The following is a 22,564-nucleotide window of genomic DNA, read 5'->3' on the forward strand; positions in this document are numbered from 1 at the left end:
CCTGTTTTTCGGGACGAACACGCAAAATAATTTGATATTCGAGACGATACTCTCATGAGAGTCTTTTGACCCACAACTATTGAACTGGTGGGATTCTTATGCCTGTAGATAACGGTCACCGCTGGAAAGTGCTTGGCGTCGGCGTTGCGGCCAATGCAAGTTTTTCCAGTGTGGTGGGGGGACTACCCGCGACAGCTGTCTATATGAGAGCGACGTATCAACTCGATAACACCGAGTTGGGACTTGTATTGGGGGTTCTAGGCCTGGGCATCGCCGTCAGCGAGATCCCATGGGGGCTACTGACTGATCGTTGGGGGGATCGTCCTGTGTTGCTGACGGGGCTTCTCACCTCCGGGATCGCCTTGCTGGTACTGGCGATGCTTGCCTTGTCTGCACCCACGATGGTCTTGCTGGCGGTAGGCCTGTTCGTGGTGGGCTTGCTCGGAAGCAGTGTCAACGGCGCCAGTGGTCGAGCCATCATGGCCTGGTTCAAAGAGGGCGAGCGAGGGTTGGCCATGAGCATTCGGCAAACGGCTGTGCCGGGGGGGTATGCCTTGGGCGCGGTGGTGCTGCCTTATCTCGCTCATACGTACGGATTTGTCGAAGTATTCACAGCCTCAGCCCTGTTCTGCCTCGTCGCAGGCCTGTTTGCGTGGTTCTGGTTGTATGAGCCCGACTTCTCCAGCAATGCAGCGAAAAAGCAGAGCCTGGAGGCAAGTACCAGCCCGTTGAAAGACTCGAGAGTCTGGCGAATCGTTTTGGCCATTGGCCTGCTCTGCGCCCCGCAATTTGCCATTCTCACTTATGCCGCCGTATTTTTTCATGACTTCGGCAACATCAATATCACGCTGGTCTCCGCTACATTGGCGGTCATACAAATTGGCGCGATTGTCAGCAGAATCTGGAGCGGGCGCTGGACCGATAAAAACAAAAACCGGCGTAGTTACCTTAAAGCCTGTGCCTGGTTGAGTGCCCTGACCTTTCTGGTGCTGGGTGGGACGGTTTCGGCAGCCAGCTTCTACGGCATGAGCGAAACCCCGCTGGCCAGCGCCCTGATCATCGGTGTGATGGTCATCGCCGGGATCAGCGTGTCTGCCTGGCACGGCGTTGCCTACACAGAACTCGCCACACTGGCTGGGGCCAGCCGGGCAGGCACGGCCCTGGCCATGGGCAACACCTGCGTCTTTGTCGTGCTGTTCGCGACCCCCATCGCGGCGTCCGCCCTCATGACTCATTTCTCCTGGGGTGTGGTGTGGCTGGCCGCTGCCTTTTGTGCATTGCTGACCGTGCCGCTATTTCCTCGCGTTGAAAAAAACTATGCATTGGAACTTGGCTCGGCTTGAAATTGTTTATCACTAAAGCAAAACAACTACACCGCGTGCTGCACAGCTTTTAGTAGCACGCGTCGAGCGCTGACTCATACACGTTAACTACCTGAACTTTCGTTTAACTGGACTGAATTCTTTCCATTGGAGGAAACCCATGATCCCGCTATTTACCTTTGAAGCCGGTGAGAAGGCGCAATTGCTAAGTCTTCTTGAACAAACCCGTCTATCACCTTATAAAAATTACGCTGACTTCTCAGAAGAAATACGACAGTTACACCCCCTCGTTCCCTCTCGTTTTGTAAAGGTGTGCAAAGACATCAGTAATGAACGAGCCCGCCATCAACAAAAAATTCATGTCATCCGCAACTGCCCCATGGACAGTGCTATCCCCGAGCTGGATCCCGACGATCCAGTTCGCGATAAATACCTGAAAAAAACCAGATTTATCAGCGAAGGGTTTCTTGAGCTGTTTGCCCAACTTACCGGCACGCCGCTACTGTCCTATGAAACAAGAAACCAGGGTGATTTCTTTACTGATGTCATTGCGATAAAAAAATACAGTGGGCAACTGACGGGGTTCAGTGACAGTGAACTCGTCTTTCATAATGACCGGACGGCGCATAAAGTCAGGGCTGACTACATCACCTTGCTGGGTATGCGTTGCCCGGATGACGACCTGATCTATACCGGCTATATCGACGGCGCCGACATCGTAAAAAACCTTGAGCCGAAACACATCGCCTGGTTGCGTGAGCCCCACTTCTATACGATTTTTGATGTGTTCTCGCGCGACATGAACAAACAACTCAGCACCTCTGAGAAACACGCGATCCTGAGTAACGTTCATTCCATTCGCTTCCTTGACACAATGACCTGTGTCGCTGAAGAAGCTCCGATCGAAGCGCGAGATGCCTTCATTGCTTTCAAAAGTGCAATGACCCGATCCCAGTGCAAGCGTCACCGTATTCTTACCGGCGACTTGCTGACTTTCGCCAATCAGGACGGTCTGCATAATCGGGAAAAGATCGACATCCTGAATCCTGACAATGCCGCGTCCCGCTGGCTCTTGAAGACATACGCCTTTAAAGACACCAGCACAGCCAAAAGTTTCGAGTCTTATTGGGCCGATAACAGGGCCGGATGTGTGATCGACTGACTTCACCGTTCAAGCAACAACTTCAGTACCAGCATGACCATGTCAATACTTGATGTCAGGGTGATTCAAATGCGTCTACACGCACTCTCAAAACGGGTTGAAAACCTGGAACTTTCTGAAACTTACGCGATTCTGGATATGGTGCGTAGCCTGCGCGAGCAGGGGGAAGATGTCGTCGATCTCGGCGGCGGTGAACCTGACTTCAGGACACCCGATCATGTCGTACATGCTGCCGTCGAGGCTCTATCAGACGGCGATACACATTACACGCCCAGCCGAGGCACAAAGGCGTTGCTGGAAGCCGTCGCGCAAAAATATAAAAACGAACACGATCTCAACCTCGTCGCCGATAAAAACATCATCATCACGCCATCGGCAAAACATGCGTTGTTCATCACGCTGATGACATTGCTGGATGAGGGCGATGAAATCATCATCCCGACGCCAAGCTGGGTGAGTTACAAGGCAATGGCCGCCATGGCCGGCGCGACTGTCAAGGCTGTGCCGCTGGATGGCAAGAAAGGCTTCATTCTTGACCCTGGCGCCTTGGAACAAGCGATTACTGCGCGCACCAAAGCAATCCTGATCAACAACCCCAACAACCCTACCGGCCGCGTGCTGACACGCGAAGAAGTCACCGGGGTGGTTCAGGTTGCGTTGAAACACGGGCTGTACATTATTTCCGATGAAATCTATGAAAAGGTCATCTACGACCAAGCCCGCCATATCAGCATTGCCAGCATCGAAGGTGCCGAGAACATCACCGTTACCATCAGCGGCTTTTCCAAAGCCTACGCAATGACCGGTTGGCGCCTGGGTTATGTCGTCAGTGCCGAACGCATTTCGAATGAAATGCTTAAAGTGCATCAGCATACGGTTGGCTGTGCGGGCTCTTTTATTCAGCGTGGGGGCGTTGCCGCACTTAACGGTTGCCAACATCGAATAGCCGACATGGTGACGTCCTATAAAAAACGCCGCGACAAGCTGATTGATGGCCTTGAACAGATTGCCGGCATCAAGTGCATAGCCCCCGAGGGCGCGCTTTATATATTTGCCTCCATTGCTGACCTGGGTTTTGAAAACTCCCTGTCATTTACTCGCTGGCTGCTCAGTACCGCGAAAGTTGCCGTCACACCCGGCACCGCTTTTGGTGAAGGGGGCGAAGGTTATATCCGACTGTCTTTTGCCGGTAGTGATGAAGCCATAGACGAGGCTGTCAGGCGCTTTCATCAAGCCTTCAATTAATTGCCAGCGCTGTTCAATAGCGTCACCCCATACAAACAGGAGTTAGTATGCCCCTCCGACATGCCGCGCCTTCGTCGCCAGCACACCGTATCGCTATCATTGGCAGCGGCCCCCGTGGTCTGTCTGTGCTGGAGCGTCTCGCCGCACTCATGCTCATGGACGCTCCCGTCAGGCAAGTCACTGTTTATCTGATCGACAGCGCCCAAATGGGTACCGGCCGGGTATGGCGAACCGATCAGCCTCGCCACTATGTGATGAACACCGTCGCCGAGGAGGTCTCTTCCTTCTCCGGGCCACTGGATGACGGCCCTATCAGGCCTGGCGCCGGGCCTTCGCTGGCGCAGTGGTGGAGCGCCGTAGATCCGGCCTATCCCGGCCCGAATGCTTACGCACCTCGCGCAGTACATGGCGAGTACATGCAGTTCGTATTGTCGACCATTGAAGCCAGCTTCACGCCGAACATCTCGCTGCAGCGGGTATCTGCCGTGGTCGTCGACCTGGTCAACGATGAAAACATGCGCACGTTGAAGCTGGACAACGGGTCCCACCTGCACGTCGACAAAGTGGTCATTGCGACCGGGCATCCCACCCCCGAATTAATCGGCTGGGAAAGGGATCTCCAGCAGTTCGCCCAACAGACTCCAGGGCTGGAGTTCCTCCGTGGCGACTCCGCTGCGGACATGCCATTGTCCCTTATCAAGCCTCACCACTCTGTGGGTATCGTCGGGTTGGGGCTGGCGTTTCATGACATCGTCGCCGCGCTGACAGTTGGTCGCGGCGGCACCTTCAGCGTCGTGAATGGTGTCACCTCCTATACGCCGTCAAACCTTGAACCCAAGCTGTTCGCCGGCTCCCGCAGCGGCATGCTGATCCCCGCCAGGGGGCGAAACCAAAAAGGCCCGAACTTTCAATACCAACCAGTCTGCATCACCCGAGAAAAAATCGATGCGTTGCAAAAACGCGGTCATATCGAATTTGCCGCCGAAGTGCTCCCGCTGCTGCTGGTTGAGATCAACATCGTCTACTTCGCGACTGCCATACGGGCACATGCAGGTTCGGCGTCCGAGTTGCAGTTCAAGAGTCGCGTCGTTCAGCAGCAGCTGTTCTCTTTAGAAGCCCTGGTAGCCGAGGCCGCTGATTTCGGAGTGACCGATCTCCCCGTCCTGGACCTGGACCGCCTGGCCAGGCCCTTCCAGTCGAAAGCGTTCAGCAGCCCCACAGAGTTTGCCCAAACCCTCGACCGGGTCCTGGAAGAAGATTTGCGCAGCGCCCGCGAGGGCAACGTGGACAATCCGATGAAAGCTGCGCTGGATACGATTCGCGATACCCGTGCGTTGATCAGGAGTGTGGTGGATTTCGCAAGGCTGACACCCCGCTCTCATCAAGAGGATTTCTTGCGGTACTACGCCCCCACCAGCCTGTTCCTCACGGCCGGGCCTCCACTTTACCGGACCGAACAAATCCGGGCGCTGATCGCTGCGGGTGTACTGACCCTCGTCGGGCCTGAAACGGTCTATGGCATCGATATCGAGCAGAAGAAGTTCACCATCGAATCGCCCAGGGTAAGTCAGTCCCGGCAGCTGATTGATGTGGTCATCGATGGGCGAATCCCTTCGCCGGACTTGCTGAGGGATCCGTCGACGCTGACCAGAAACCTGGTGCGGCGCGGGTACTGGACCAACTACGTCAATCAGGGCAAGCACGACCGTTTTGTCACTGGCGGCGTTGCCGTTACTCCCGGGCCTTATCACCCGATCGACAACGCCGGTCAGCCCATCAAGGGGCTCTATGTACTTGGCCTTCCTTCCGAGCATACCCGCTGGTTCATGCAGGCCGGCAGCAGCCGACCAGGCTTTTGGACAGACTTTGCTCAGGATGCTCATTACGTGGCGTCTGATGCATTGAAACTGGCCTACGCCCACGCGCCTGTCGAAATCACTGAAGTTGCGTAACCGCACCCTCATTTAAAGGAATGAATGATGTCTGGAAAGAAAGCCCTGTTGGTGATGGACTTCATCAATGAAATTGTCCATCCCGAGGGCGTTTATGCTCGTGAAGGCTATTACCAACAGACTCAAGAACGCCGAGTCGTGGAAAAAGCCGCATCGGCCCTGAACTACGCACGCAATAATCACCTGCCGATTATCTTTATTGTTGTCGGCTTCAATACCCACTACGAAGGTTTTCCTCAGCACTCCAGAGTGTTTGCACCGGCGAAAGAGCATGGGGTTTTGAAACTGAACACCTGGTCCACCCAAGTGCATGAAGACCTGCGTCCACGCGAAGACGAAATCGTTATCGCCAAGAGCCGGGTCAGTCCGTTCTATCAAACCAACCTTGAATTGATACTCAGAACCCAAGGTATTGAAGAGTTGGTATTGACGGGAGTTTCGACCGAACACGTGATCCTCTCCACCACGCTCGACGGGCATGACCGGGACTTCAACATTACCGTGCTGGAAGATGCCTGCGCGGCGGTGACGCAAGCGCGGCACGTGGCGGCGATAGAAAGAATATCGCGCACGGCGAACATCAGTTCGACCCTTAACTTCATCACTTCTTCCCTATGAGGCGTGCCTCCATGAACCCGACAGTTTTCAATTTGCTGACCGTCTCCAGCGAGCCTGATTTGATCCAATGGTCGGCGCACCAGCAATTAGGTCGCAGTGGCGCGAGCATTCACACGCTTTTCGAGTGCAAGGAGAGCGCTCAGCGTATTGCGTTGATCCGTTGCGAAGCGGGTGCCAGTGCCCAATCTCATCATCACCTCGGTCATGAAACTTTTCTTATCCTTGATGGCGATTTTGAAGATGAAAACGGCATCTACCTCAAGGGCGATCTGGTGATTTATCCACCGGGCAGCACCCACGCCTGGAAGTCCTCCAACGGCGCGTTGATCTACGCAACATGGGGAGGTGCCGTGACGTCAGTAAAAGCGGCACCCGCCCTGGCAGCCAATAACGCTGCGTATGACAACAGCGTCTACGACGGTCGGCACTTGATCTGAAACCGTCGTCCATTTTTTGGGGTGAATCATGCGTTTCAAGCGTAACGGAAAACTGCTCTTTCTGAGCAGCGACCCTTTGAAGATGTCACAGCAGTTGGGTGGGCAAGCACTAACGCTCGATAAAGCGATGCCCCTGCGGGATGACATTTCAACGGACGAGATAACACCCATTCCGGTGTTGGCTTTTTTTGACGACCGACTGGGTTCATACCCTTACGTCGGTCTCAAAACGGGTCCGGTGCTGCCTATCGGCAAGGATGATGTGGCCTCCAGGGGTTTTGAAGTGACAGTGGCGGGCAAACGCTATGGGAAAGGTTCTTCCCGTGAGCACAGCCCGCTGGCCGAGAAAAAAGCGGGAATCCGCCTGGTCATTGCCGAAAGCTTCGAGCGCATCTACCGACAAAATGCCGATAACATCGGCCTGCTGACGTCTACCGACCTGTCATTGGTCCCGCGTTTGCTGGCGGGTGAGGACCTTTCGATGGAGGAACTGATTGGCAACAGGGACTCGCTATCAACGGCGATTCTAAACAGCGGCGGGCTGCTGAACTATGGTCGTGACCACTTGAGTCACGATCCTGTCCTGCCCGAGGATCAATCGCTCCTCCCGGCAACAGAACCACTGACGTTTGCCGAAAAGATCATTCATCGTCATTTGATCAAGGCCCCGGGGGCAGAGCGTGTCGACCACGGAGCAGGGATTTTATTGAAAGCAGACTGGCGCTTCATTCACGAATACTACACAGGGCTTTGCGCCCATTTGCTGCACGATGCGTTCGGCGAAACCTTCCATCTGTACCAACCGGAATCGATCCTGGCCTTTGAGGACCACCTGTCCTATAAACGCCGAAGCCCCGCGCACTTGCAACAAGGTCTTGTCGGCGAACTTGATGGCTTGTCACACGCCCATCGAGACTTCGTCGAGAAACATCAACTCCGCGCACACGGCTATCTGCCAACAGAAGGTAGCGAGGGTATCTCCCACGCCATGATGGCCGAGAAGTATGCCCTGCCCGGGCAAGTAGTCGTCGGCACTGATTCGCATACCCCCCACAGCGGTGCACTCGGTTGCCTGGCGTTTGGCGTTGGCACCACCGACATGGCCAATGCATTCATGACCGGTTCGGTAAGGGCGGTGTATCCACAGGTCCTGCGCATTTCGCTGGTCGGTCGATTATCGGCTGGCGTAACCGCCAAAGACCTGGTGCTCGCTCTTTTAGCCGATAGCCGTATCAAAGCGGGTCATGGCGTCGGCAAAATCTTCGAGTTCGGCGGCCCGGCCATGGCGTTTCTGTCGACCGATGAACGTACAACGCTCACCAATATGACTGCGGAACTGGGTGGTTTCACCGGTATCGTAGTGCCCGACCACGAGACCGTCCGCTTTCTCAAGGAGCGACGTAATATCGACTTCGTTCTTGAATCGTGGATGACCAGCGATCCGCAGGCGACCTACGCCGATACGATCGTGCTCGATTGCGATCAAATCCTTCCGATGATTGCCTCTCCGGGCGACCCTGGCAACGGACAGCGTCTCACCGACCTGACAGACAAAGTCAGTGTCGACATCGCCTATGGAGGCTCTTGCACCGCTGGCAAGAGGGATGACTTCGATCACTATTTCGAGGTGATCAACTGGGCGCTCGAAAACGGGCGGATGCTGCATCCTGAAGTGAAGCTCTACTTGCAGTTCGGTACAGCGGATGTCCGTGATTACTGTGAGCAGAAGGGCTACTTGCCCGTGTTCGAAACCTTTGGTGCAGAACTGCTTCAGCCGGCATGCGGAGCCTGTGCGAATTGCGGCCCCGGATCATCAACGAGCCAGGACCAGGTCACCGTCAGCGCAATCAACCGCAACTTCCCGGGACGCTCCGGTCCGGGTCAGGTTTGGCTGGCCAGTCCACCAACAGTGGTCGCCAGTGCCATTGCGGGCTACATCACCTCGTTCGCCGCATTGCAGGCCCAGCATTCCCCTCACTACCTCGGTGCTCCCGAAGCCTGCCAGGTTTGACGGTTCGCAAAGAAACCCCGTGTGCGCTCACTGAAGCAAAACGCCCGATGCGATGCATCGGGCGTTAGGGTGAGACAGGTGCAAATCTATTTCAGGACTGGATCCGGCAATTGCTGCCGGCGCCTGAAACACCTACCTTATCCTGCATTTTCCTCAATGCGCTCAATATGGCAATCAACGCCAGATAGCGTATGCACCCGTGCGACCTACAAAATCTAAGGAAGTGATATGGCCAAAATGTGGATGATCCGTGGCGAGTCTGGCCGGCTATACGACGATTTCCGTGAGCGCGGTGTCGCCGCAATTGGATGGTCAAAACTCGCGCCGCTGGCCAAACCTGGTATGACGCGCAAGGAAGTCACTCGCCTCTACCAAGACATTGAACCCAATATTAAACCCGGTACTGCAATTTCAGGCGCCTCGCAGGTCTGGCGCTTCATCAATGAAATTCAGCCCGGTGATTGGGTGGTGACCTACTCACCCGCTAACCGCACCTATTTGGTGGGCAAAATCACTGGCGACTTCAAACACAATCCTGATCTGGCCGACCTCGGAATGTCATTGACCCGCCCGGTTCAATGGCAAGCTCAGGAAGTCGACCGCGACAGTCTGAGTGCAGCGAGCAAGAACAGTCTCGGCTCCACACTCACGGTCTTTGTCGTACCGGACTTTGCGCTCCAAGAGCTGAAAGCCATGGCTGCCGGAGATAAGCCACCCGCGTTACCGCCGGTTGAGGAGGAATATCCCGACAGCGATCCTCTGGCGGGCATGGAGAGTTTGGCTCTCGAACGCATCAAGGACCTGATAAACGCCTTGCCTTGGGATGATATGCAGGATTTGGTCGCAGGCATCTTGCGTGCGATGGGCTACAAAACTCGGGTTTCCCCGGCCGGCCCTGATCGTGGGAAAGACATCATCGCGTCGCCGGATGGATTCGGTTTTGAGAATCCGCGGATCATCGTTGAGGTCAAACACCGCAAAGACCAGATGGGCAGTCAACAAATCCGTAGTTTTCTTGGAGGCCGGCATAAGGATGATCGGGGGCTCTATGTCAGCACGGGCGGATTCAGTAAGGATGCCTACTACGAAGCAGAACGGGCCAGTGTGCCGCTGACGCTTTGGACGCTGGACAACCTCGTGCGTGCATTGATTGAGCACTATGGTCAGACAGATTCAGAGACCAAGAGATTGATTCCACTGAAGCTGACTTACTTGCCACTCTAGTCGAGAGGGCCCATGACAGCGGAATGAGCTGATGTCATTCCCTCTGATCCTGACTGGCGGGCCGCGCACTATTTGACGGCAATGGGTAAGGCAGTGATTGATGATGTGGTGAAAGTTCTGACGCAACCACCGCAGACGGCGACGCAACAACCCGCTGAATAGCGGGCAACTCACCCTTGAAATGCGCCCCGATTTTTCGGGGCCTGCAATTTTTGGGTGAGTGTTTTCATCGGCGGTTACGCTCCGCTTCAACCTCATCAATGAGCGCATCAAGTTCGGCAAAAACTATTTCGGCAGGAATAGCCGGACGTGGGTCATTACGGCTAACGCCAATAGACTCACGTATTTGCTGATAGGCGGTGCCCGGCAAAGAGTGAGCTGCTGGATGGTTATGGTTGAGAACGGCAACGGGCCGCCAAAGCGGTTTTTTCATTCTGTCGTCCAATCAAACTCGTCGTACTCATCATCGTCTTCTTCGTCCTCGATCAACTCATCATCAAGAACGTCTTCCTCAAGTTCATCTTCTGCCTGCTTTGCCAGAAGAAACTCCTTACGACTCTCAGTCACCGCTCGCCGCAGTTCCTCACCCTTCACCGGGCAGTTGAGCATTTGGGCGATGCGGTCGATTTTTTGGGCCACGGCATCCTCCAACGCATCGGCTATAGGCTGATAGTGCGCGCTTTCGGGGGTTGTTGCCAAATCGTCGACCGCTGTTCAGCTCATTTTTTCTGCAAATTCTTGAGTTTGGCCGCAAGGTTTTCCTTGGGAAAGCGCTTGTGCAATGTCGTCATCAGCGCCTCGGCGGCTTGGGTTTGTCCGGCGTCTTGCAGGCGTATCACTTCACGTAATTGATCATCCAGTGACTTGACCGGCGCGGCGGCGCGTTTGCTGAGTTTTGCTTCGTCGGCCATTTCGCTGTTGATCGATTCGCGCTGCATCGGTGCAGAAAACTCCGCCATCGGCGCAGCCGGTGCGGGAGCGGACAAAGCCTCGGCCGGTGCGGCCTGGGAGCGCGCTGCGGCTTCCGGTTTGGCGAGCGGTGCGGAGGCTTTGGGCGCAGGTGCGAAGTCGTAACTCGGCAGTTGCTCAGGCGTGCGTTGCACCAGTGCCAGCATCAGCGCGACGCCGACGAGGCTGGCGAATGCCACTTGCCAGCGGGGTTGTTGGCAGGCGCTGAGCCAGCGTTGCCACAGGTTTGGCTTCGGCGCGGGGGCTTCGCGGTGGGCGGTGGCGAGGATGAAGGCGTCGAGATGCGCCGGTGGTTCGCCGCTGCTGTGATCGCGAAAATGCTTGAGCATTTCATCGTCGGGCGATGACGGTGTTTGTTTGGCGTCAGTCATGTCAGTACCTCCTCGGCCAGCAGCCGACGCAGTTTTTGCTGGGCGTAGCGTAAGCGGCTTTTAACGGTTTCCAGCGGTGTTTCGGTGAGGGTAGCGATCTGTGGCAGGTCGAGGTCGCCGTGGGCGCGCAGCAGGAACACTTCGCGCTGGTCGGCGGGCAGGGTTTGCAGGGCGGTTTCGAGGCGTTGGCTGTCGCGGCTCAGGCTCAGCAGTTGTTCGGGGTCGGCGGCGTTATCGATCAGGGCGTGAGCCTGTTCGTCGTAGCTGTCGTGCAAGGGGTTGTGGATGCCATGTTTGCGCCAGTGATCGATCAGTCGGTTGCGGGCAATCTGGTAGAGCCAGGTACGAAAGTTCGCCCGGCCTTGTGGCTGACTGGTGCTGCGGATCAGGCTCAGCCAGGTTTCCTGGTACACCTCTTCGGCCAGTTCGGGTTTACCGCTGAGGCCGAGAAGGAATCGATACAGGCCCTGGCGGTGGCGGGCGTACAAAACTTCGAACGCCGGCCCGTCGCCAGAGCGGTAGCGCGCCAGCAGCGATTCATCGCTGCTGGCGGTTGAGCTGATTTCAGGATCGGACATGTCAGCCTTCACTCTATCCGGTTGTCGTTGGGCGGTTGATTGGAGGCGGTCGAGGTTCGCAGGCTCTGCGCCAACTCCACCAATTGCACGAACTCACCACGCAGGCCAAACGGGTCATCACCCCGTGCGCCACGGGCCAGGGCTTCGGTGTCTTTCAGGCTGAAATTACCGGTGTAACGCCCGTCCTTGAGCTGCTGGGAAAAAGCAGCGACGGCAGCGGCAAAGCGCAGGTCATCGCTGGCGGCCGAGAGTTTGCCGGCCTCACCCTTCAGTATTGGCCGTTCGATCAAGCGACTATTCCCACCTTCCGGCAACTGATATCGCACCCGCAGCATTGCCAATTCCCCGTTTTTTGGCGAAACATCGGCCGCTTGATTGCCATAGCGCAACGGTTCCAGCCAGCCCTTCTCGCCCTTTGGCACAATTTCGTACAGCGCCGTCACCGTGTGCCCTGCGCCGATTTCTCCGGCGTCGACTTTGTCGTTGCTGAAATCCTCACGCTTCAGGGCACGGTTCTCATAGCCCAACAGCCGATATTCGCTGACCTGAGCCGGGTTGAACTCCACCTGCAGCTTCACGTTTTTCGCCACCACCGCCAGGGTTGAGCCGAGTTGATCCACCAGCACTTTGCGCGCTTCGCGCAGGTTGTCGATGTAGGCGTAGTTACCGTCGCCGGCGTCGGCCAGTTGTTCCATCAGGTGTTCATTGTAGTTATCCACACCAAAACCCAGGGTGGTCAGGGAGACGCCAGTCTTGCGTTTATCCACAGCCATTTGCTTGAGGCTGTCGAAGTCGCTGATGCCGACGTTGAAGTCACCGTCAGTGGCCAGCAGGATGCGGTTGATGCCTTTGGGGATAAACGCCTGTTGCGCCATTTGGTAAGCCAGTTCGATACCCGACGCGCCGGCGGTCGAGCCGCCCGCCGTCAATTGATCGATGGCGGTACGAATTTTCGCTTTTTCCCGTCCGGAAGTCGGCTCCAGCACCACACGGGATTCTCCGGCATATACCACCAGCGAAACCCGGTCTTGCTCACGCAATTGATCGACCAGCAATTTCAGGGTGCTTTTGACCAGAGGCAGGCCTTCGCGACGGTCCATGGAGCCGGACACGTCCACCAGAAACACCAGGTTCGCCGGGGCCAGTTCCGCCACCGCGCGATCAGACGCCTTGATGCCGATGCGCAGCAATCGGGTATGCGGGTTCCAGGGCGACGGCGCCAGCTCGGTGGTCACGCCGAATGGCGAGCCGTCGGTGGGCAAGGCGTAATCGTAGGGGAAGTAATTGACCATCTCTTCCAGCCGCACCGCCCCTTCCGGAGGCAAACGCCCCTGATTGAGCAAGCGCCGGACATTGGCGTACGCGCCGGTATCGACGTCGGCGCTGAAAGTCGAGACCGGCGCTTCGGCCACGCTGTGAATCGGGTTATCGGCCAGCGCCTGATATTGCTCGCGCTGCTCATCCCGATAGCCCTGTGGATAAGTTTCACCAGCGGGCACTGGCGCGAAAGCGACCAACGGGCCAGGTCGTGCGCTGCGCTTGGCCATCGCGGAGTCCGCCATGGCCGCTTCGCGCACCAATGCTTCGGTTTTCGGCGCATTTTGAGCCGGGGGCGCAACCGCTGCCGGGTTGCCCGTCTCAGAGGCTGGTGTGGATGAACCGCCGCAACCGGCAACGGCCAGCAGTAACCCGGCGGCGAAACCCTGGGCGGCCGGGCGGAGGACATGCAGAGGAAGTGACATGGGGGCTGACCTCAGGAGGAAATTGACTCATTCATCCTCTGAGACGGACAGCCCGCCGGGTTCGGGTTAAGCCGAAGTGAAAAATCTTCAGCGGTGATAACGCCGCACCACGCTGCTGTTTTTCAGCACATGGCCTTTGATCTGATCCAGCAACTGCGCGCGGGTCAGGCCGGCGGGCAAGGCTTCTGGCGCCAGGTCCAGGGCGTAGATCTGGATGATGTAGTGATGGATGCTGTCACCGATGGGCGGGCACGGGCCAACATAGTTAGTGGTGCCTTTGATGTTGGTGCCACCCACACCTTCAAGGGTAGCTTTGGCGCCGACGCCGGCCGGGATCTGCCGCGTCGTGGCCTTGATGCCGTAACGAATCCAGTGATCGACGCCCAGGCCTTTCTGGCCGTCCGGGTCGTGCATGACGATGGCATAGCTGAGGGTGCCCTGGGGGCCGGCGTTCCAGCTCAGGGCCGGGGACTGATTCTTGCCGCCGCAACCGCTGGCATCGCTGGCTTCCGCCGACGTGAACAGCCGATTGTCCGAAACACCGGGGATGCTGAGGGTGAAACGCTCCTGGGCCTGCGCCGGCAACTGCACGCAAAGGGCGACTGCAACGGCCGCCAGCCAAGGGTTCAAAGAGGTCAATCGGGTCATACCGGAGCACCTTGTGCGGGGTGGGGCCGTCGTCGGCACGCAAACTATAGCCGGACCGTTCGTGCGGTGGCAGTGGGAATTGGCTGAACCTGGGAATAAGCGCCAAACTCCTAAGTGAAACACCTGCCTGGAGATCGATCATGGCACTGCACCGCGTCGCCCGTTTCGCCGATGTGCCCCTCGACCGTGGCCTTGAAGTCCGGATCGACAAGATGAAAATCGTCTTGCTGCGGGTCGGCGATCAATTGCGCGCCTATCAGGGCAGATGCCCCCACGCCGGGGCTCCCTTGGCCAAAGGTGCGCTGTGTGAGGGCCGGCTGATCTGCCCGTGGCACAAGGCGGCTTATCGGCTCGAAGACGGCGCGTTGTGCGAGCCACCTTCCCTGGACAGTCTGCGGCGCTATCCGCTGGAGTTGCGCGACGATGAGGTCTGGGTCGACGACCAGCCGATGCCCGGCCCCAGCACACCGCCGGAGGATGATAAGCGGACCTTTGCGATCATCGGCGCCGGTGCAGCGGGGACGGCCTGCGCAGCGGCGTTGCGGGAGAAGGGCTTCGGCGGTCGAGTGCTACTGATCGACCGTGAGCCCGAAGCCGGATACGACCGTACGGCATTGAGCAAATTCGTGATTGCCGGGGAAATGCCACCGGACGAAGTTCCGCCGCTGCGCGATGAAGACTTTTATCGTGAACAGCGCATTGAACGGATAAACAGCGATGTGATGGGCCTGGATGCACCGAACCGGACCCTGCGCCTGGCCGATGGCCAATCGTTGAGCTATGACGCTGCGGTGATTGCCACCGGTGGCATACCAAAATCCCTGTCGCTGCCAGGCGCCGATCTGCCGCAGGTGTTCGTGTTGCGCTCGAAGGCGCAGGCGCAGCAGATTCTGACCACCGCAAAACCGGGTCAAAGGGCAGTGATTGTCGGCGGCAGCTTCATTGGTCTGGAATCCGCTTCATCCCTGCGTCAGTACGGCCTGGATGTCACCGTCCTGACCCGCCATGCCATCCCTTTCGAGGCGCAATTCGGCGAGGCCGTCGGCAAAGCGATTCGTGCCCTGCACGAGGCCAATGGTGTGGTGTTTCATACCGATGGCGAAGCGGCGAAGATCGAAGGCACAGGCAAAGTCGAAGCGGTGCTGCTGGACAACGGCCAGCGCTTGCCGGCGGATCTGGTGCTGGTCGGCATTGGCGTCACCCCGGCGACCACCCCGTTTACCGATCTGCCGAAGGAAAAAGATCAGTCATTGAAGGTCGACGGCGGCATGCGCGTGACCGACGGGCTCTGGGCCGTCGGCGATATCGCGACCTTCCCGCTCAATGGCCAGCCCCAACGGATCGAACACTGGCGCCTGGCCCAGCAACAGGCGCGGATTGCAGCGGCGAATATGCTCGGCGGTGACGAACGCTACCTCGACGTGCCGTATTTCTGGACCTGGCACTTCGGTAAAAACTACGACTACCTCGGACACGCCGAGGCCTGGGACGAGGTTGAATTCAAAGGCGACCCAGAGCATCCACCGTTTATTGGCCTGTTCGGCAAAAACGGCGTGGTAGCGGCGGCCGTTGCCTGCGATCAGGAACGGGCCATGGCGATGCTCGCCGAACGGATGAAACAACCGCTGTCGATGGACGAGGCGTGGCGCCTGGTTCGGGATCTGAGCTGACGGCGACTTAGTGGCGAGGGAGCTTGCTCCCGTTCGTCTGCGAAGCAGACGCAAAATCGGTGACCGCGCTCTATCAACTACAGCGCGGTTAATGGCATCGGGAGACCTTCGGCCTCCAGCGGGAGCAAGCTCCCTCGCCACAGATGAACATATACCTAGAGATGGCTCATCGGCTCGCGGTTGTCATCATCTTCGGCCGGCAGGCGGATCACCAGCGGATGCTCCAATGGCGCCAAAGGCGGCGGCAGTTGGGACGGGTCGACCGGGGTGAAGTGCGTAACGACGTGACTGACATCGCCTTCCTGATCGTTATGAATGGTCATCGAGCCCGGCGTGCGCAGTTTCGCCAGCCGGTCGCCGGTCAGCTTGAAGCTTTTGCTCAGCCCCTGATCGTCCACCACCGGTGCCGGCAAACGGCGCTGGGCGAAGCTCTTGCTTTTGCGCTGTTGATAACGCGCCCAGCCAATCAGGATCACCGCGTTGAACAGCGCCACCCACAGGTAAATCTGCAACGTGCCGAGGGCGTCGAAAAGCGATGCATCGATGTGCGTGCCGTTATGGGGATCGATCAGCGGCCACAATCCCTGCGCCAGTAAATACAGCAGCCCGATCCAGGCCAGCACGGTGAAGAAAACGTCGATCACGACCAGAAAGGGCCGCTGCCGGGTTCTGATGATTTTCATTTGATGACCTCCTCTTCATCATCATCCAGCGGCTTGATGCCCCGGTCTGGACTGACCCAGCGCGCGCGCTTCTGATGTTGGCCGAACAGCACTTTGGGAAAACTGACCAAGGTGGTGAGCAGGCTGATGAACCAGAACACCAACGGATACCAGACCACCCAGAACATGGTCCTGCCGAGCCCTTTTTCGTAACGGCGATCGATCACGATGCTGACCGCGAATTGCACCAGGCAAACCACCGCCAATAGCAGCCCGGTAAAGGCCGGTGGCATCAGGTGATGGACGGCAATGGCTGGCGGCATTTCGACGAAGTTGCCGATAGCCCAGAAGATCACCGACAACAGGAAGGTGAAGGCCCAACCGGTGGACAGGCAGTATTCGAACAGCAGCGGCCAGAGGTAACGATGGCGGTATTGCCAGATGCCCCGGATGTTCTTGAACAACACCTCGGCGCCGCCCTGGGCCCAGCGCAGGCGCTGTTTCCACAGGCCGCCGAGGGTTTCCGGCATGAGGATCCAGCACAACGCGCGGGGCTCGTAGAATATGCTCCAGTGATCCAGTTGCAGCTTCCAACTGATGTCGATGTCTTCGGTGATCATGTCCGGGCTCCAGTAGCCGACCCGGTTCAGGGCCGTACGACGGAAGGCGACGATCACCCCGGAGACGGTAAAGATCCGCCCGAACACCCGCTGGGTACGCTTGATCAGGCCGATGATCGAGGAGAACTCGCCGACCTGTACCCGGCCGATCAGGGTCGAACGGGTGCGGATCCGCGGGTTGCCGGTCACAGCGCCCAGTCGCGCGTTGTCGAGCATCGGCGCCACCAGATAGGCCGCGGTATTCGGCGCCAGCAGCGCGTCACCGTCGATGCACACCAGGTACTCGCTGCGCGCCGCGATGGCGCCCATGCGCAGGGCAACCGCCTTGCCCTGGTTCTCCGCCAGGTGCAGCACCCGCAAACGCGGATCCTGCGCCGCCAGTGCGTCGAGCACTGCGGCGGTGTTGTCCTTGGAGCCGTCGTTGATCGCGATCACTTCGATGTTCGGGTAATGCTGGGCCAGCGCCGCGTGGATGGTATCGGCGGCGTTGTCGCCTTCGTTGTAGCAAGGGATCAGGATCGAGATCAGCGGTTCGCCGGCCAATGGTGGCGGCAAGGTGTCGTCCTGCCACGGCCAGTGCCGCTCCCAGTGCAACCAGAAATACAGGCCGCCGGCGATCCACAGCCCCGACATGAACAGTGGGTAGAAGAACACGAAGTCCATCAGGAATTGCCCGGTGACCAGAAAGATCAGCCCGAGGGGAACCCCCAGGACGATCGCCAGAACCAATAGGGCCAGAAGTCTGTCCAGCATGTTATGGATTCCACTTGTTGGAGAGCGCCGGCCGCACGGCTTTCAGGTCCGGCTGGTTCTCGAGGAAGTTGTCTGGGTAGTAGCCGAAACTGGTGGCGCCCTGACGCTTGAGGCGGCCCATCCAGTCGGCCAGCTGCCCGCCGTCGATGTCGGCGTGTTTATTTTTCGTCCAGTCGCGAGCCTGCAATTCGAACACCGTGCGGTCGAGGGCGCCGGGGCGCGATTTGACCGTCGCCACCAGTGCTTCAAGCCAGGGGCCGGATTGCTGATGGCTCTGTTTTTCCATCAGTGGCATGGCCATCGGTGCCGTCCAGTCGTAGGCGCCCAGGAAGTCGTCGAGATTCTGCGCGAACCAGGCTTCGCTCTCGGGGTTGAGCATCGGCTCGGCGAAAATATTGCGCGCCGTTTTCACTTGCGGGCCGCGAATGGCGCGAACCTTGGCGGTCAGCTCATGGGTGAAATCGATCAGGTAGCGGCTCTTGAAACGCGTCCAGCGTTGCAGGGTGGCCGGATCCTCGCGCAGGGCGGCAATCGAACCGGGCAGACCGTTGGCGGCATAGATTTTCAGGGCTTCGGGGCCGGCGTCTTCGAAGTCCGACAGCACCGCGTCATCGTGATAGAGGATGCCGTCGACCGAGGTCAGGCGTGCCACGTCTTCGTAGATTTCACCGATGATGCGCCGCACGTTCGGGTCGAATGGCGACAAGCGCTTGTACTGGTCCGGATCAATCGACGTGGTGCCGGTTTTCGGGTCCCAGCGAGTGACTCGCGGCAGCTTCGAATCCAGGGCAAAACTCAGCACCGGCATCCACGCGAAAACTTTGACGTGAGCCCGGGTGCGCAGCTGCCAGGCCACACGGTCAAAGATATCGGCACGCATCGGCAGGTGGCGGTTGGGGAAGTACAGCGAATGCACCAGGCCATCGCCCGCGGGGTCGGCGAAGGCTTGCAGGAACACCGTGTTGGCGCCCATGTCGGCCATGCGCTGGATCAGCTTGCCGAGGTTGATTTCCTGTTGGGCCGGGTCCGGGTCGTAGACGTTGTCCAGGTCCACATGCACCACGCGCATCGGCGATTCGGCCTGCACCGCGACGACGCTGTTGGCGAAGTGTTCGCCATCCGGGTCCGAGGCCACCAGAAAGCGCGGGCTGCTCATCAGGTTGTCGAGGGCATCGAGGCCGTCGTCCAGGGTCAGGGCCATCTGATAACCCTGGTCGTTGATCACTTGCAGCGAGGTGCCATCCGCCACGCCGTACGGCCAGACCCAGACTCGCGGTTTGTAGCCGGTGACCTTGCGGATCTTCTCCGAGATGGCCGCTACGTCGGCGCGCATCCGGGCCTGGAATTGGGCTTCGGTTTCATAGCGACCGGTGGCGGCGTCATAGCGCCGGGTCGCGGCCGCCGGCTGCAGGTTGCCTTGCGGGTTGGCCAACACGCCTTTGTGGCTGGCGTCGGTGTGGGCGGCGATTTCCACCAGGCCGGACCGGGAAATCTCGCGGATCTGCTCCCAGGTCAGGAAATCCGAACGCTTGCGCGGTGTGCCGGCGAAGTCGACTGGCTGGTTCGGCGGCGTGTCGATCCACACCCCGACCGGCGCCAGCAAGGCGTGCCAGTTATAGGCACGCAGCACCGGCAACACGCGGGTGTAGAAGCTCGAATAACCGTCGTCGAAACTCAGCAGGATCGCCCGTGGCGGCAATTCAGGGCCGCCATTGCGAGCGGCGATGATCTGGTCAACGGTGACCGGTTGGTAGTTGTTCTCCCGCAACCATGCCAGTTGCTCGATCATGCGCTCGGTGCGCACGGCCACCACCGCCTGATCGGGGTCGCGGTCTTCGACATCGTGGTACGCGATCCCCAATACATGGTTTTTCGGCCACGGCTTTTCATTGGCCGACACCGGGCGTTCGGACGGCGGTGCGAAGGCTGGGGCTTGCTGGGCACAGGCGCTGATCAACAGCACTCCCAGCAGGAGGATGAAACGCGAAATAAAAGGCATCTTCAAACTCTTCTAGAAGCGGTAAGTAAGGTCGACGAGCAGGCGCAGATCGGTTTCCCGGTCACCGTCAAATGGCCGGTTGATCACGCTCAGCAGGCCGCCCACCTCGAACACGTCGTTCCAGCTGTAGCGCTGGCCGTAACCCAGCAGGGCGATACCGCCGGTGCCGTGATCGCGCTGGCTGTAGGTGCCCGCACCGGCCTGGAACTGCTGGCTCCAGGAGGTTTCGTAGCGGTGGTAGAGCACGTGATTGACGTTCACCGTCGGCAGCACGCTGAAGTCGGCTTTGGGGTTGAAGTACGGCACGTCGTCGGACTTGGAGTTATGGCTGCTGCCGACTTCCAGACCGAGGTCGACTTGCAACCCCGGCGCACGGTAAAGGCCCTCGCGACCGGTGAGCACGGCTTCGACACGGTTGTTGCCGTCGCTGAAGTGCGAGGGGCTGACCGCCAGTCTCCACTCACGGCTTTCATTGGCGCGCCAGCGGATAAAACCGCTGCCGCCGTTGGCCGTGATGTCGCTGTTCAATGCTCGCAACGGCGTTTGTGCCGACAGGTATTCGAGGCTGCCGCCGTACTGCCAGTGATCGTCGATGTCTCGGGCAATCGCCAGGCGCGCGCCCTGTTTATCGCCGAAACCGTAGGAATGGTTGGAGACTTCCGCCTCCAGGGACATGTCGCGGGTCCGCCGTTCGAGCCCGACGCGCTGGAAGCGATGGTGGCCGGTGCCTTCCTGGAAATCGCCGGTGGCGTAACCGGCGCCGGCGAACAGGCGCCAGTCTTCATCTATGGGCGGGCTGTACAGCGTGGTTTCGATGCCGAAATCACGGCTGCCGTTGACCGCCCCGACGTCGCCGTTGCCGCCGCCATAACTCTTGCCGCCGTAGGCCTGCACTCGCAGCTCGGCCATGTCATGGACCGCACGCTGACGCTGCAAACGCTGCACCTGACGGTTGTCCGGAAAACGTGCGACCACATCGTCGGTCAGCGCATCCATCTGCCGCCATTCCTGCAGATCCATGGCAGTGTGGCCCTGAGCGACTTCCAGCCCGATATCCCGCGGGGCCATGCTCTCGGTTTCCTTGAGCTGATTCTCGGCGCGTCGTGGCCAGTCCCGGGCCAGGTACAGATCGGCCTGGGCCAGGCGCAGGCCGATGTTGCCCGGCGCCTGATCCACCAACGTCTGTAAACGCTGCTCGCCCGACGGCAGATCGGCGCCGTAGGTGCCGGCCTGGGCGGCGAGTTGCTGCGCGTCCATCCATTCATCGTTGGGGTTGCCCACCGGCAAGCCCTTGAGCTCGATTCGCGGTTTCTGGGTCTTGGCCACGTCTTCGGCGACCTTGCGCGCGTCATCGGCCTTGTCGCTTTCGAGCAGGGCGTAATAGAGCGCGGTGCTGTCTTCCAGGCGGTCGCCGACATCGGCATCCGGCGCTACCAGCACCTGGCGATACAAATCGGTGGCGATTTCCGGCTGACGCTGATCCAGATAGGACGACGCCACCCAACGCAGGGCATAGGTCGGAATCTTCACGACTTCGGCGAGCAGCTTCTGGTATTCGGTGATCACATCAGCGGTGCGCGCTCGGGCCTTGAGGGCGCCCATGCGGTCGATTCGCCAGCGGATGACGTCATCGTGGGCCGCAGGGTCCGGCGTCCAGGTCGCCAGTAACTGGTCGTAATCGGCCAGGGCCCGATCGGCGATCACATAACGTTCTTTTTCGCTGCGGGTGGCGAGTTCGGCCAGGCGCACGCGTTCGGCGGCCAGGTCACCTTCGAGACGGCGTTGCGTGACCGGATCAATCAACCCCGGCCGCTGACGCGCCAGGCGCAAGGCCGGCTCCGGCAAACGAGCGCGTTGCAGGGCAATCACGTATTCCCGAGCGACTTCGGGTTTGCTGCCGGCGCGGGTGAAGGCCTGGTCGTATTCAAACAACGCATCGTAAGTGGCACCGGCGCGAGTCAAGGCGTAGGCCAAAGCCAGACGGCGGCCAGGATCATCCGGTTTCGCCGCCACCAGCGCCCTGGCGCGGGCAACCGCCTCGTCAGGTTTACCGGCGTCGGCCTGGGTCATCGCCAGGCCCAGCTGCAGGTCGGCATTTTGCGGTTCAAGGGCCAGGGCCTTGTTGTACACCTGGGTCGCCGAGTCCCAACGCTTGAGGTTGCGATAGGCCCGCGCGGTGGCAGTCAGGGCCTGGACCGGCAACGCCCGATCTCGTCCCTGGGTTTCATAGACCTGTACCACTTCGGCATCCAGACCGGCCCAACTGGCGATCTGCAAGTGATCGCTGATCTGGCCAGTGGAGGCCTGGCTTACCGGCACCTGGCGCAACACCGTCAGCGCAGGCGTGTAGTTGCCGGCCCGCGCATCGCGAACCATTTGATCGTAAGGGGTATCGGCGAGCGCCAGCACCGGCCACAACAATTGGCCGCACAGCGCAACGCGAAACAAGGGGCGCAGCCCACGGTGAATAAAGGGACCAGCAATACGCGGCATTCGTCAGCATCCTTACATGGCCAGCCGGGTCGCAATGCCCCTTGCCCACTCGTAACGGAAAGCCGGATCGAAAGACCCGGCCAAGCTT

General features: G+C 59.0%; 20 protein-coding genes. 10 read left to right on the forward strand and 10 right to left on the reverse strand.

What is annotated here, in order from left to right:
- The first annotated feature begins 98 nt into the window (after positions 1-98).
- From ACCC96_RS13940 to ACCC96_RS13980, 9 genes are all read left to right on the forward strand, one after another.
- Positions 99-1,343 carry an MFS transporter gene (locus ACCC96_RS13940; RefSeq protein WP_413696121.1) on the forward strand — a complete coding sequence of 415 codons (1,245 nt, stop codon included), beginning with the start codon at positions 99-101 and terminating at the stop codon, positions 1,341-1,343.
- 139 nt (positions 1,344-1,482) lie between these two features.
- Positions 1,483-2,484: a taurine catabolism dioxygenase TauD gene (locus tag ACCC96_RS13945; protein WP_413696122.1), complete on the forward strand. Its 1,002-nt coding sequence runs from the start codon at positions 1,483-1,485 to the stop codon at positions 2,482-2,484.
- Between the two features lie 69 nt (positions 2,485-2,553).
- Positions 2,554-3,729, forward strand: a complete 1,176-nt coding sequence (locus ACCC96_RS13950) for a pyridoxal phosphate-dependent aminotransferase (protein WP_413696123.1) — start codon at positions 2,554-2,556, stop codon at positions 3,727-3,729.
- 47 nt (positions 3,730-3,776) lie between these two features.
- Entirely contained in the window at positions 3,777-5,681 is a 1,905-nt protein-coding gene (locus ACCC96_RS13955; RefSeq protein ID WP_413696124.1) for an FAD/NAD(P)-binding protein, read from the forward strand.
- 27 nt (positions 5,682-5,708) lie between these two features.
- Positions 5,709-6,299, forward strand: coding sequence for a cysteine hydrolase family protein (locus tag ACCC96_RS13960; protein WP_413696125.1), 591 nt, complete (start codon positions 5,709-5,711; stop codon positions 6,297-6,299).
- A gap of 11 nt (positions 6,300-6,310) precedes the next feature.
- Positions 6,311-6,736 (forward strand): cupin domain-containing protein, encoded by a 426-nt coding sequence (locus tag ACCC96_RS13965; RefSeq protein ID WP_413696126.1) that lies wholly within the window; start codon positions 6,311-6,313, stop codon positions 6,734-6,736.
- A gap of 28 nt (positions 6,737-6,764) precedes the next feature.
- On the forward strand, positions 6,765-8,747 hold the full coding sequence (locus ACCC96_RS13970) for an aconitase family protein (protein ID WP_413696127.1): 1,983 nt from the start codon (positions 6,765-6,767) through the stop codon (positions 8,745-8,747).
- Between the two features lie 228 nt (positions 8,748-8,975).
- Positions 8,976-9,971: a restriction endonuclease gene (locus ACCC96_RS13975; RefSeq protein ID WP_413696128.1), complete on the forward strand. Its 996-nt coding sequence runs from the start codon at positions 8,976-8,978 to the stop codon at positions 9,969-9,971.
- Between the two features lie 36 nt (positions 9,972-10,007).
- Positions 10,008-10,133: a DUF3077 domain-containing protein gene (locus tag ACCC96_RS13980; RefSeq protein ID WP_413696147.1), complete on the forward strand. Its 126-nt coding sequence runs from the start codon at positions 10,008-10,010 to the stop codon at positions 10,131-10,133.
- Between the two features lie 64 nt (positions 10,134-10,197).
- On the opposite strand, the gene ACCC96_RS13985 is transcribed toward ACCC96_RS13980, so the two are convergent.
- The 6 genes from ACCC96_RS13985 to ACCC96_RS14010 all read right to left on the reverse strand — a co-directional run bounded on the left by ACCC96_RS13985 (position 10,198) and on the right by ACCC96_RS14010 (position 14,279).
- Complete coding sequence (locus tag ACCC96_RS13985) at positions 10,198-10,404, reverse strand: hypothetical protein (RefSeq protein WP_413696129.1); 207 nt, start codon at positions 10,402-10,404, stop codon at positions 10,198-10,200.
- The gene (locus tag ACCC96_RS13990; protein ID WP_413696130.1) at positions 10,401-10,670 is read right to left on the reverse strand and encodes a hypothetical protein; all 270 of its coding nucleotides are present in this window, start codon (positions 10,668-10,670) and stop codon (positions 10,401-10,403) included. Before ACCC96_RS13990 ends, ACCC96_RS13985 begins: the two co-directional genes overlap by 4 nt.
- 20 nt (positions 10,671-10,690) lie before the next feature.
- Positions 10,691-11,311, reverse strand: coding sequence for a hypothetical protein (locus tag ACCC96_RS13995; protein ID WP_413696131.1), 621 nt, complete (start codon positions 11,309-11,311; stop codon positions 10,691-10,693).
- The gene (locus tag ACCC96_RS14000; RefSeq protein WP_413696132.1) at positions 11,308-11,889 is read right to left on the reverse strand and encodes an RNA polymerase sigma factor; all 582 of its coding nucleotides are present in this window, start codon (positions 11,887-11,889) and stop codon (positions 11,308-11,310) included. Before ACCC96_RS14000 ends, ACCC96_RS13995 begins: the two co-directional genes overlap by 4 nt.
- An 8-nt stretch (positions 11,890-11,897) precedes the next feature.
- Positions 11,898-13,631, reverse strand: a complete 1,734-nt coding sequence (locus tag ACCC96_RS14005) for a YfbK domain-containing protein (RefSeq protein ID WP_413696133.1) — start codon at positions 13,629-13,631, stop codon at positions 11,898-11,900.
- An 87-nt stretch (positions 13,632-13,718) separates the two neighbouring features.
- Entirely contained in the window at positions 13,719-14,279 is a 561-nt protein-coding gene (locus ACCC96_RS14010) for a YbhB/YbcL family Raf kinase inhibitor-like protein (RefSeq protein ID WP_413696134.1), read from the reverse strand.
- A 140-nt stretch (positions 14,280-14,419) separates the two neighbouring features.
- Between ACCC96_RS14010 and ACCC96_RS14015 the strand changes: the two genes are divergently transcribed.
- The gene (locus tag ACCC96_RS14015; RefSeq protein WP_413696135.1) at positions 14,420-15,949 is read left to right on the forward strand and encodes an FAD-dependent oxidoreductase; all 1,530 of its coding nucleotides are present in this window, start codon (positions 14,420-14,422) and stop codon (positions 15,947-15,949) included.
- A gap of 155 nt (positions 15,950-16,104) precedes the next feature.
- On the opposite strand, the gene pgaD is transcribed toward ACCC96_RS14015, so the two are convergent.
- Genes pgaD through pgaA form a run of 4 tightly spaced genes read right to left on the reverse strand, consistent with a single transcriptional unit; the run spans position 16,105 to position 22,476 of the window.
- Positions 16,105-16,632: a poly-beta-1,6-N-acetyl-D-glucosamine biosynthesis protein PgaD gene (gene pgaD / locus ACCC96_RS14020; protein WP_413696136.1), complete on the reverse strand. Its 528-nt coding sequence runs from the start codon at positions 16,630-16,632 to the stop codon at positions 16,105-16,107.
- Positions 16,629-17,984, reverse strand: coding sequence for a poly-beta-1,6-N-acetyl-D-glucosamine synthase (pgaC, locus tag ACCC96_RS14025; RefSeq protein WP_019651559.1), 1,356 nt, complete (start codon positions 17,982-17,984; stop codon positions 16,629-16,631). The genes pgaD and pgaC overlap by 4 nt, the downstream gene beginning before the upstream one ends.
- 1 nt (position 17,985) lies before the next feature.
- Positions 17,986-19,983 carry a poly-beta-1,6-N-acetyl-D-glucosamine N-deacetylase PgaB gene (gene pgaB / locus ACCC96_RS14030; protein WP_413696137.1) on the reverse strand — a complete coding sequence of 666 codons (1,998 nt, stop codon included), beginning with the start codon at positions 19,981-19,983 and terminating at the stop codon, positions 17,986-17,988.
- A 12-nt stretch (positions 19,984-19,995) separates the two neighbouring features.
- Positions 19,996-22,476: a poly-beta-1,6 N-acetyl-D-glucosamine export porin PgaA gene (pgaA, locus tag ACCC96_RS14035; protein WP_413696138.1), complete on the reverse strand. Its 2,481-nt coding sequence runs from the start codon at positions 22,474-22,476 to the stop codon at positions 19,996-19,998.
- Positions 22,477-22,564 lie beyond the last annotated feature (88 nt).

This window comes from Pseudomonas sp. Pseusp11 (assembly GCF_047304405.1).
Classification (GTDB): Bacteria; Pseudomonadota; Gammaproteobacteria; order Pseudomonadales; family Pseudomonadaceae; genus Aquipseudomonas.

What these genes read in the sequence shown, in the direction of transcription:
- pgaB (WP_413696137.1), bottom strand. Translation starts at nt 19,983, where the DNA reads ATGCCTTTTATTTCGCGTTTCATCCTCCTGCTGGGAGTGCTGTTGATC.
- ACCC96_RS14000 (WP_413696132.1), bottom strand. Translation starts at nt 11,889, where the DNA reads ATGTCCGATCCTGAAATCAGCTCAACCGCCAGCAGCGATGAATCGCTG.
- ACCC96_RS13940 (WP_413696121.1), top strand. Translation starts at nt 99, where the DNA reads ATGCCTGTAGATAACGGTCACCGCTGGAAAGTGCTTGGCGTCGGCGTT.
- ACCC96_RS14005 (WP_413696133.1), bottom strand. Translation starts at nt 13,631, where the DNA reads ATGTCACTTCCTCTGCATGTCCTCCGCCCGGCCGCCCAGGGTTTCGCC.
- ACCC96_RS13950 (WP_413696123.1), top strand. Translation starts at nt 2,554, where the DNA reads ATGCGTCTACACGCACTCTCAAAACGGGTTGAAAACCTGGAACTTTCT.
- ACCC96_RS13960 (WP_413696125.1), top strand. Translation starts at nt 5,709, where the DNA reads ATGTCTGGAAAGAAAGCCCTGTTGGTGATGGACTTCATCAATGAAATT.
- pgaA (WP_413696138.1), bottom strand. Translation starts at nt 22,476, where the DNA reads ATGCCGCGTATTGCTGGTCCCTTTATTCACCGTGGGCTGCGCCCCTTG.
- pgaD (WP_413696136.1), bottom strand. Translation starts at nt 16,632, where the DNA reads ATGAAAATCATCAGAACCCGGCAGCGGCCCTTTCTGGTCGTGATCGAC.
- ACCC96_RS14010 (WP_413696134.1), bottom strand. Translation starts at nt 14,279, where the DNA reads ATGACCCGATTGACCTCTTTGAACCCTTGGCTGGCGGCCGTTGCAGTC.
- ACCC96_RS13985 (WP_413696129.1), bottom strand. Translation starts at nt 10,404, where the DNA reads ATGAAAAAACCGCTTTGGCGGCCCGTTGCCGTTCTCAACCATAACCAT.
- ACCC96_RS13945 (WP_413696122.1), top strand. Translation starts at nt 1,483, where the DNA reads ATGATCCCGCTATTTACCTTTGAAGCCGGTGAGAAGGCGCAATTGCTA.
- ACCC96_RS13965 (WP_413696126.1), top strand. Translation starts at nt 6,311, where the DNA reads ATGAACCCGACAGTTTTCAATTTGCTGACCGTCTCCAGCGAGCCTGAT.
- ACCC96_RS13955 (WP_413696124.1), top strand. Translation starts at nt 3,777, where the DNA reads ATGCCCCTCCGACATGCCGCGCCTTCGTCGCCAGCACACCGTATCGCT.
- ACCC96_RS14015 (WP_413696135.1), top strand. Translation starts at nt 14,420, where the DNA reads ATGGCACTGCACCGCGTCGCCCGTTTCGCCGATGTGCCCCTCGACCGT.
- ACCC96_RS13975 (WP_413696128.1), top strand. Translation starts at nt 8,976, where the DNA reads ATGGCCAAAATGTGGATGATCCGTGGCGAGTCTGGCCGGCTATACGAC.
- ACCC96_RS13995 (WP_413696131.1), bottom strand. Translation starts at nt 11,311, where the DNA reads ATGACTGACGCCAAACAAACACCGTCATCGCCCGACGATGAAATGCTC.
- ACCC96_RS13970 (WP_413696127.1), top strand. Translation starts at nt 6,765, where the DNA reads ATGCGTTTCAAGCGTAACGGAAAACTGCTCTTTCTGAGCAGCGACCCT.
- pgaC (WP_019651559.1), bottom strand. Translation starts at nt 17,984, where the DNA reads ATGCTGGACAGACTTCTGGCCCTATTGGTTCTGGCGATCGTCCTGGGG.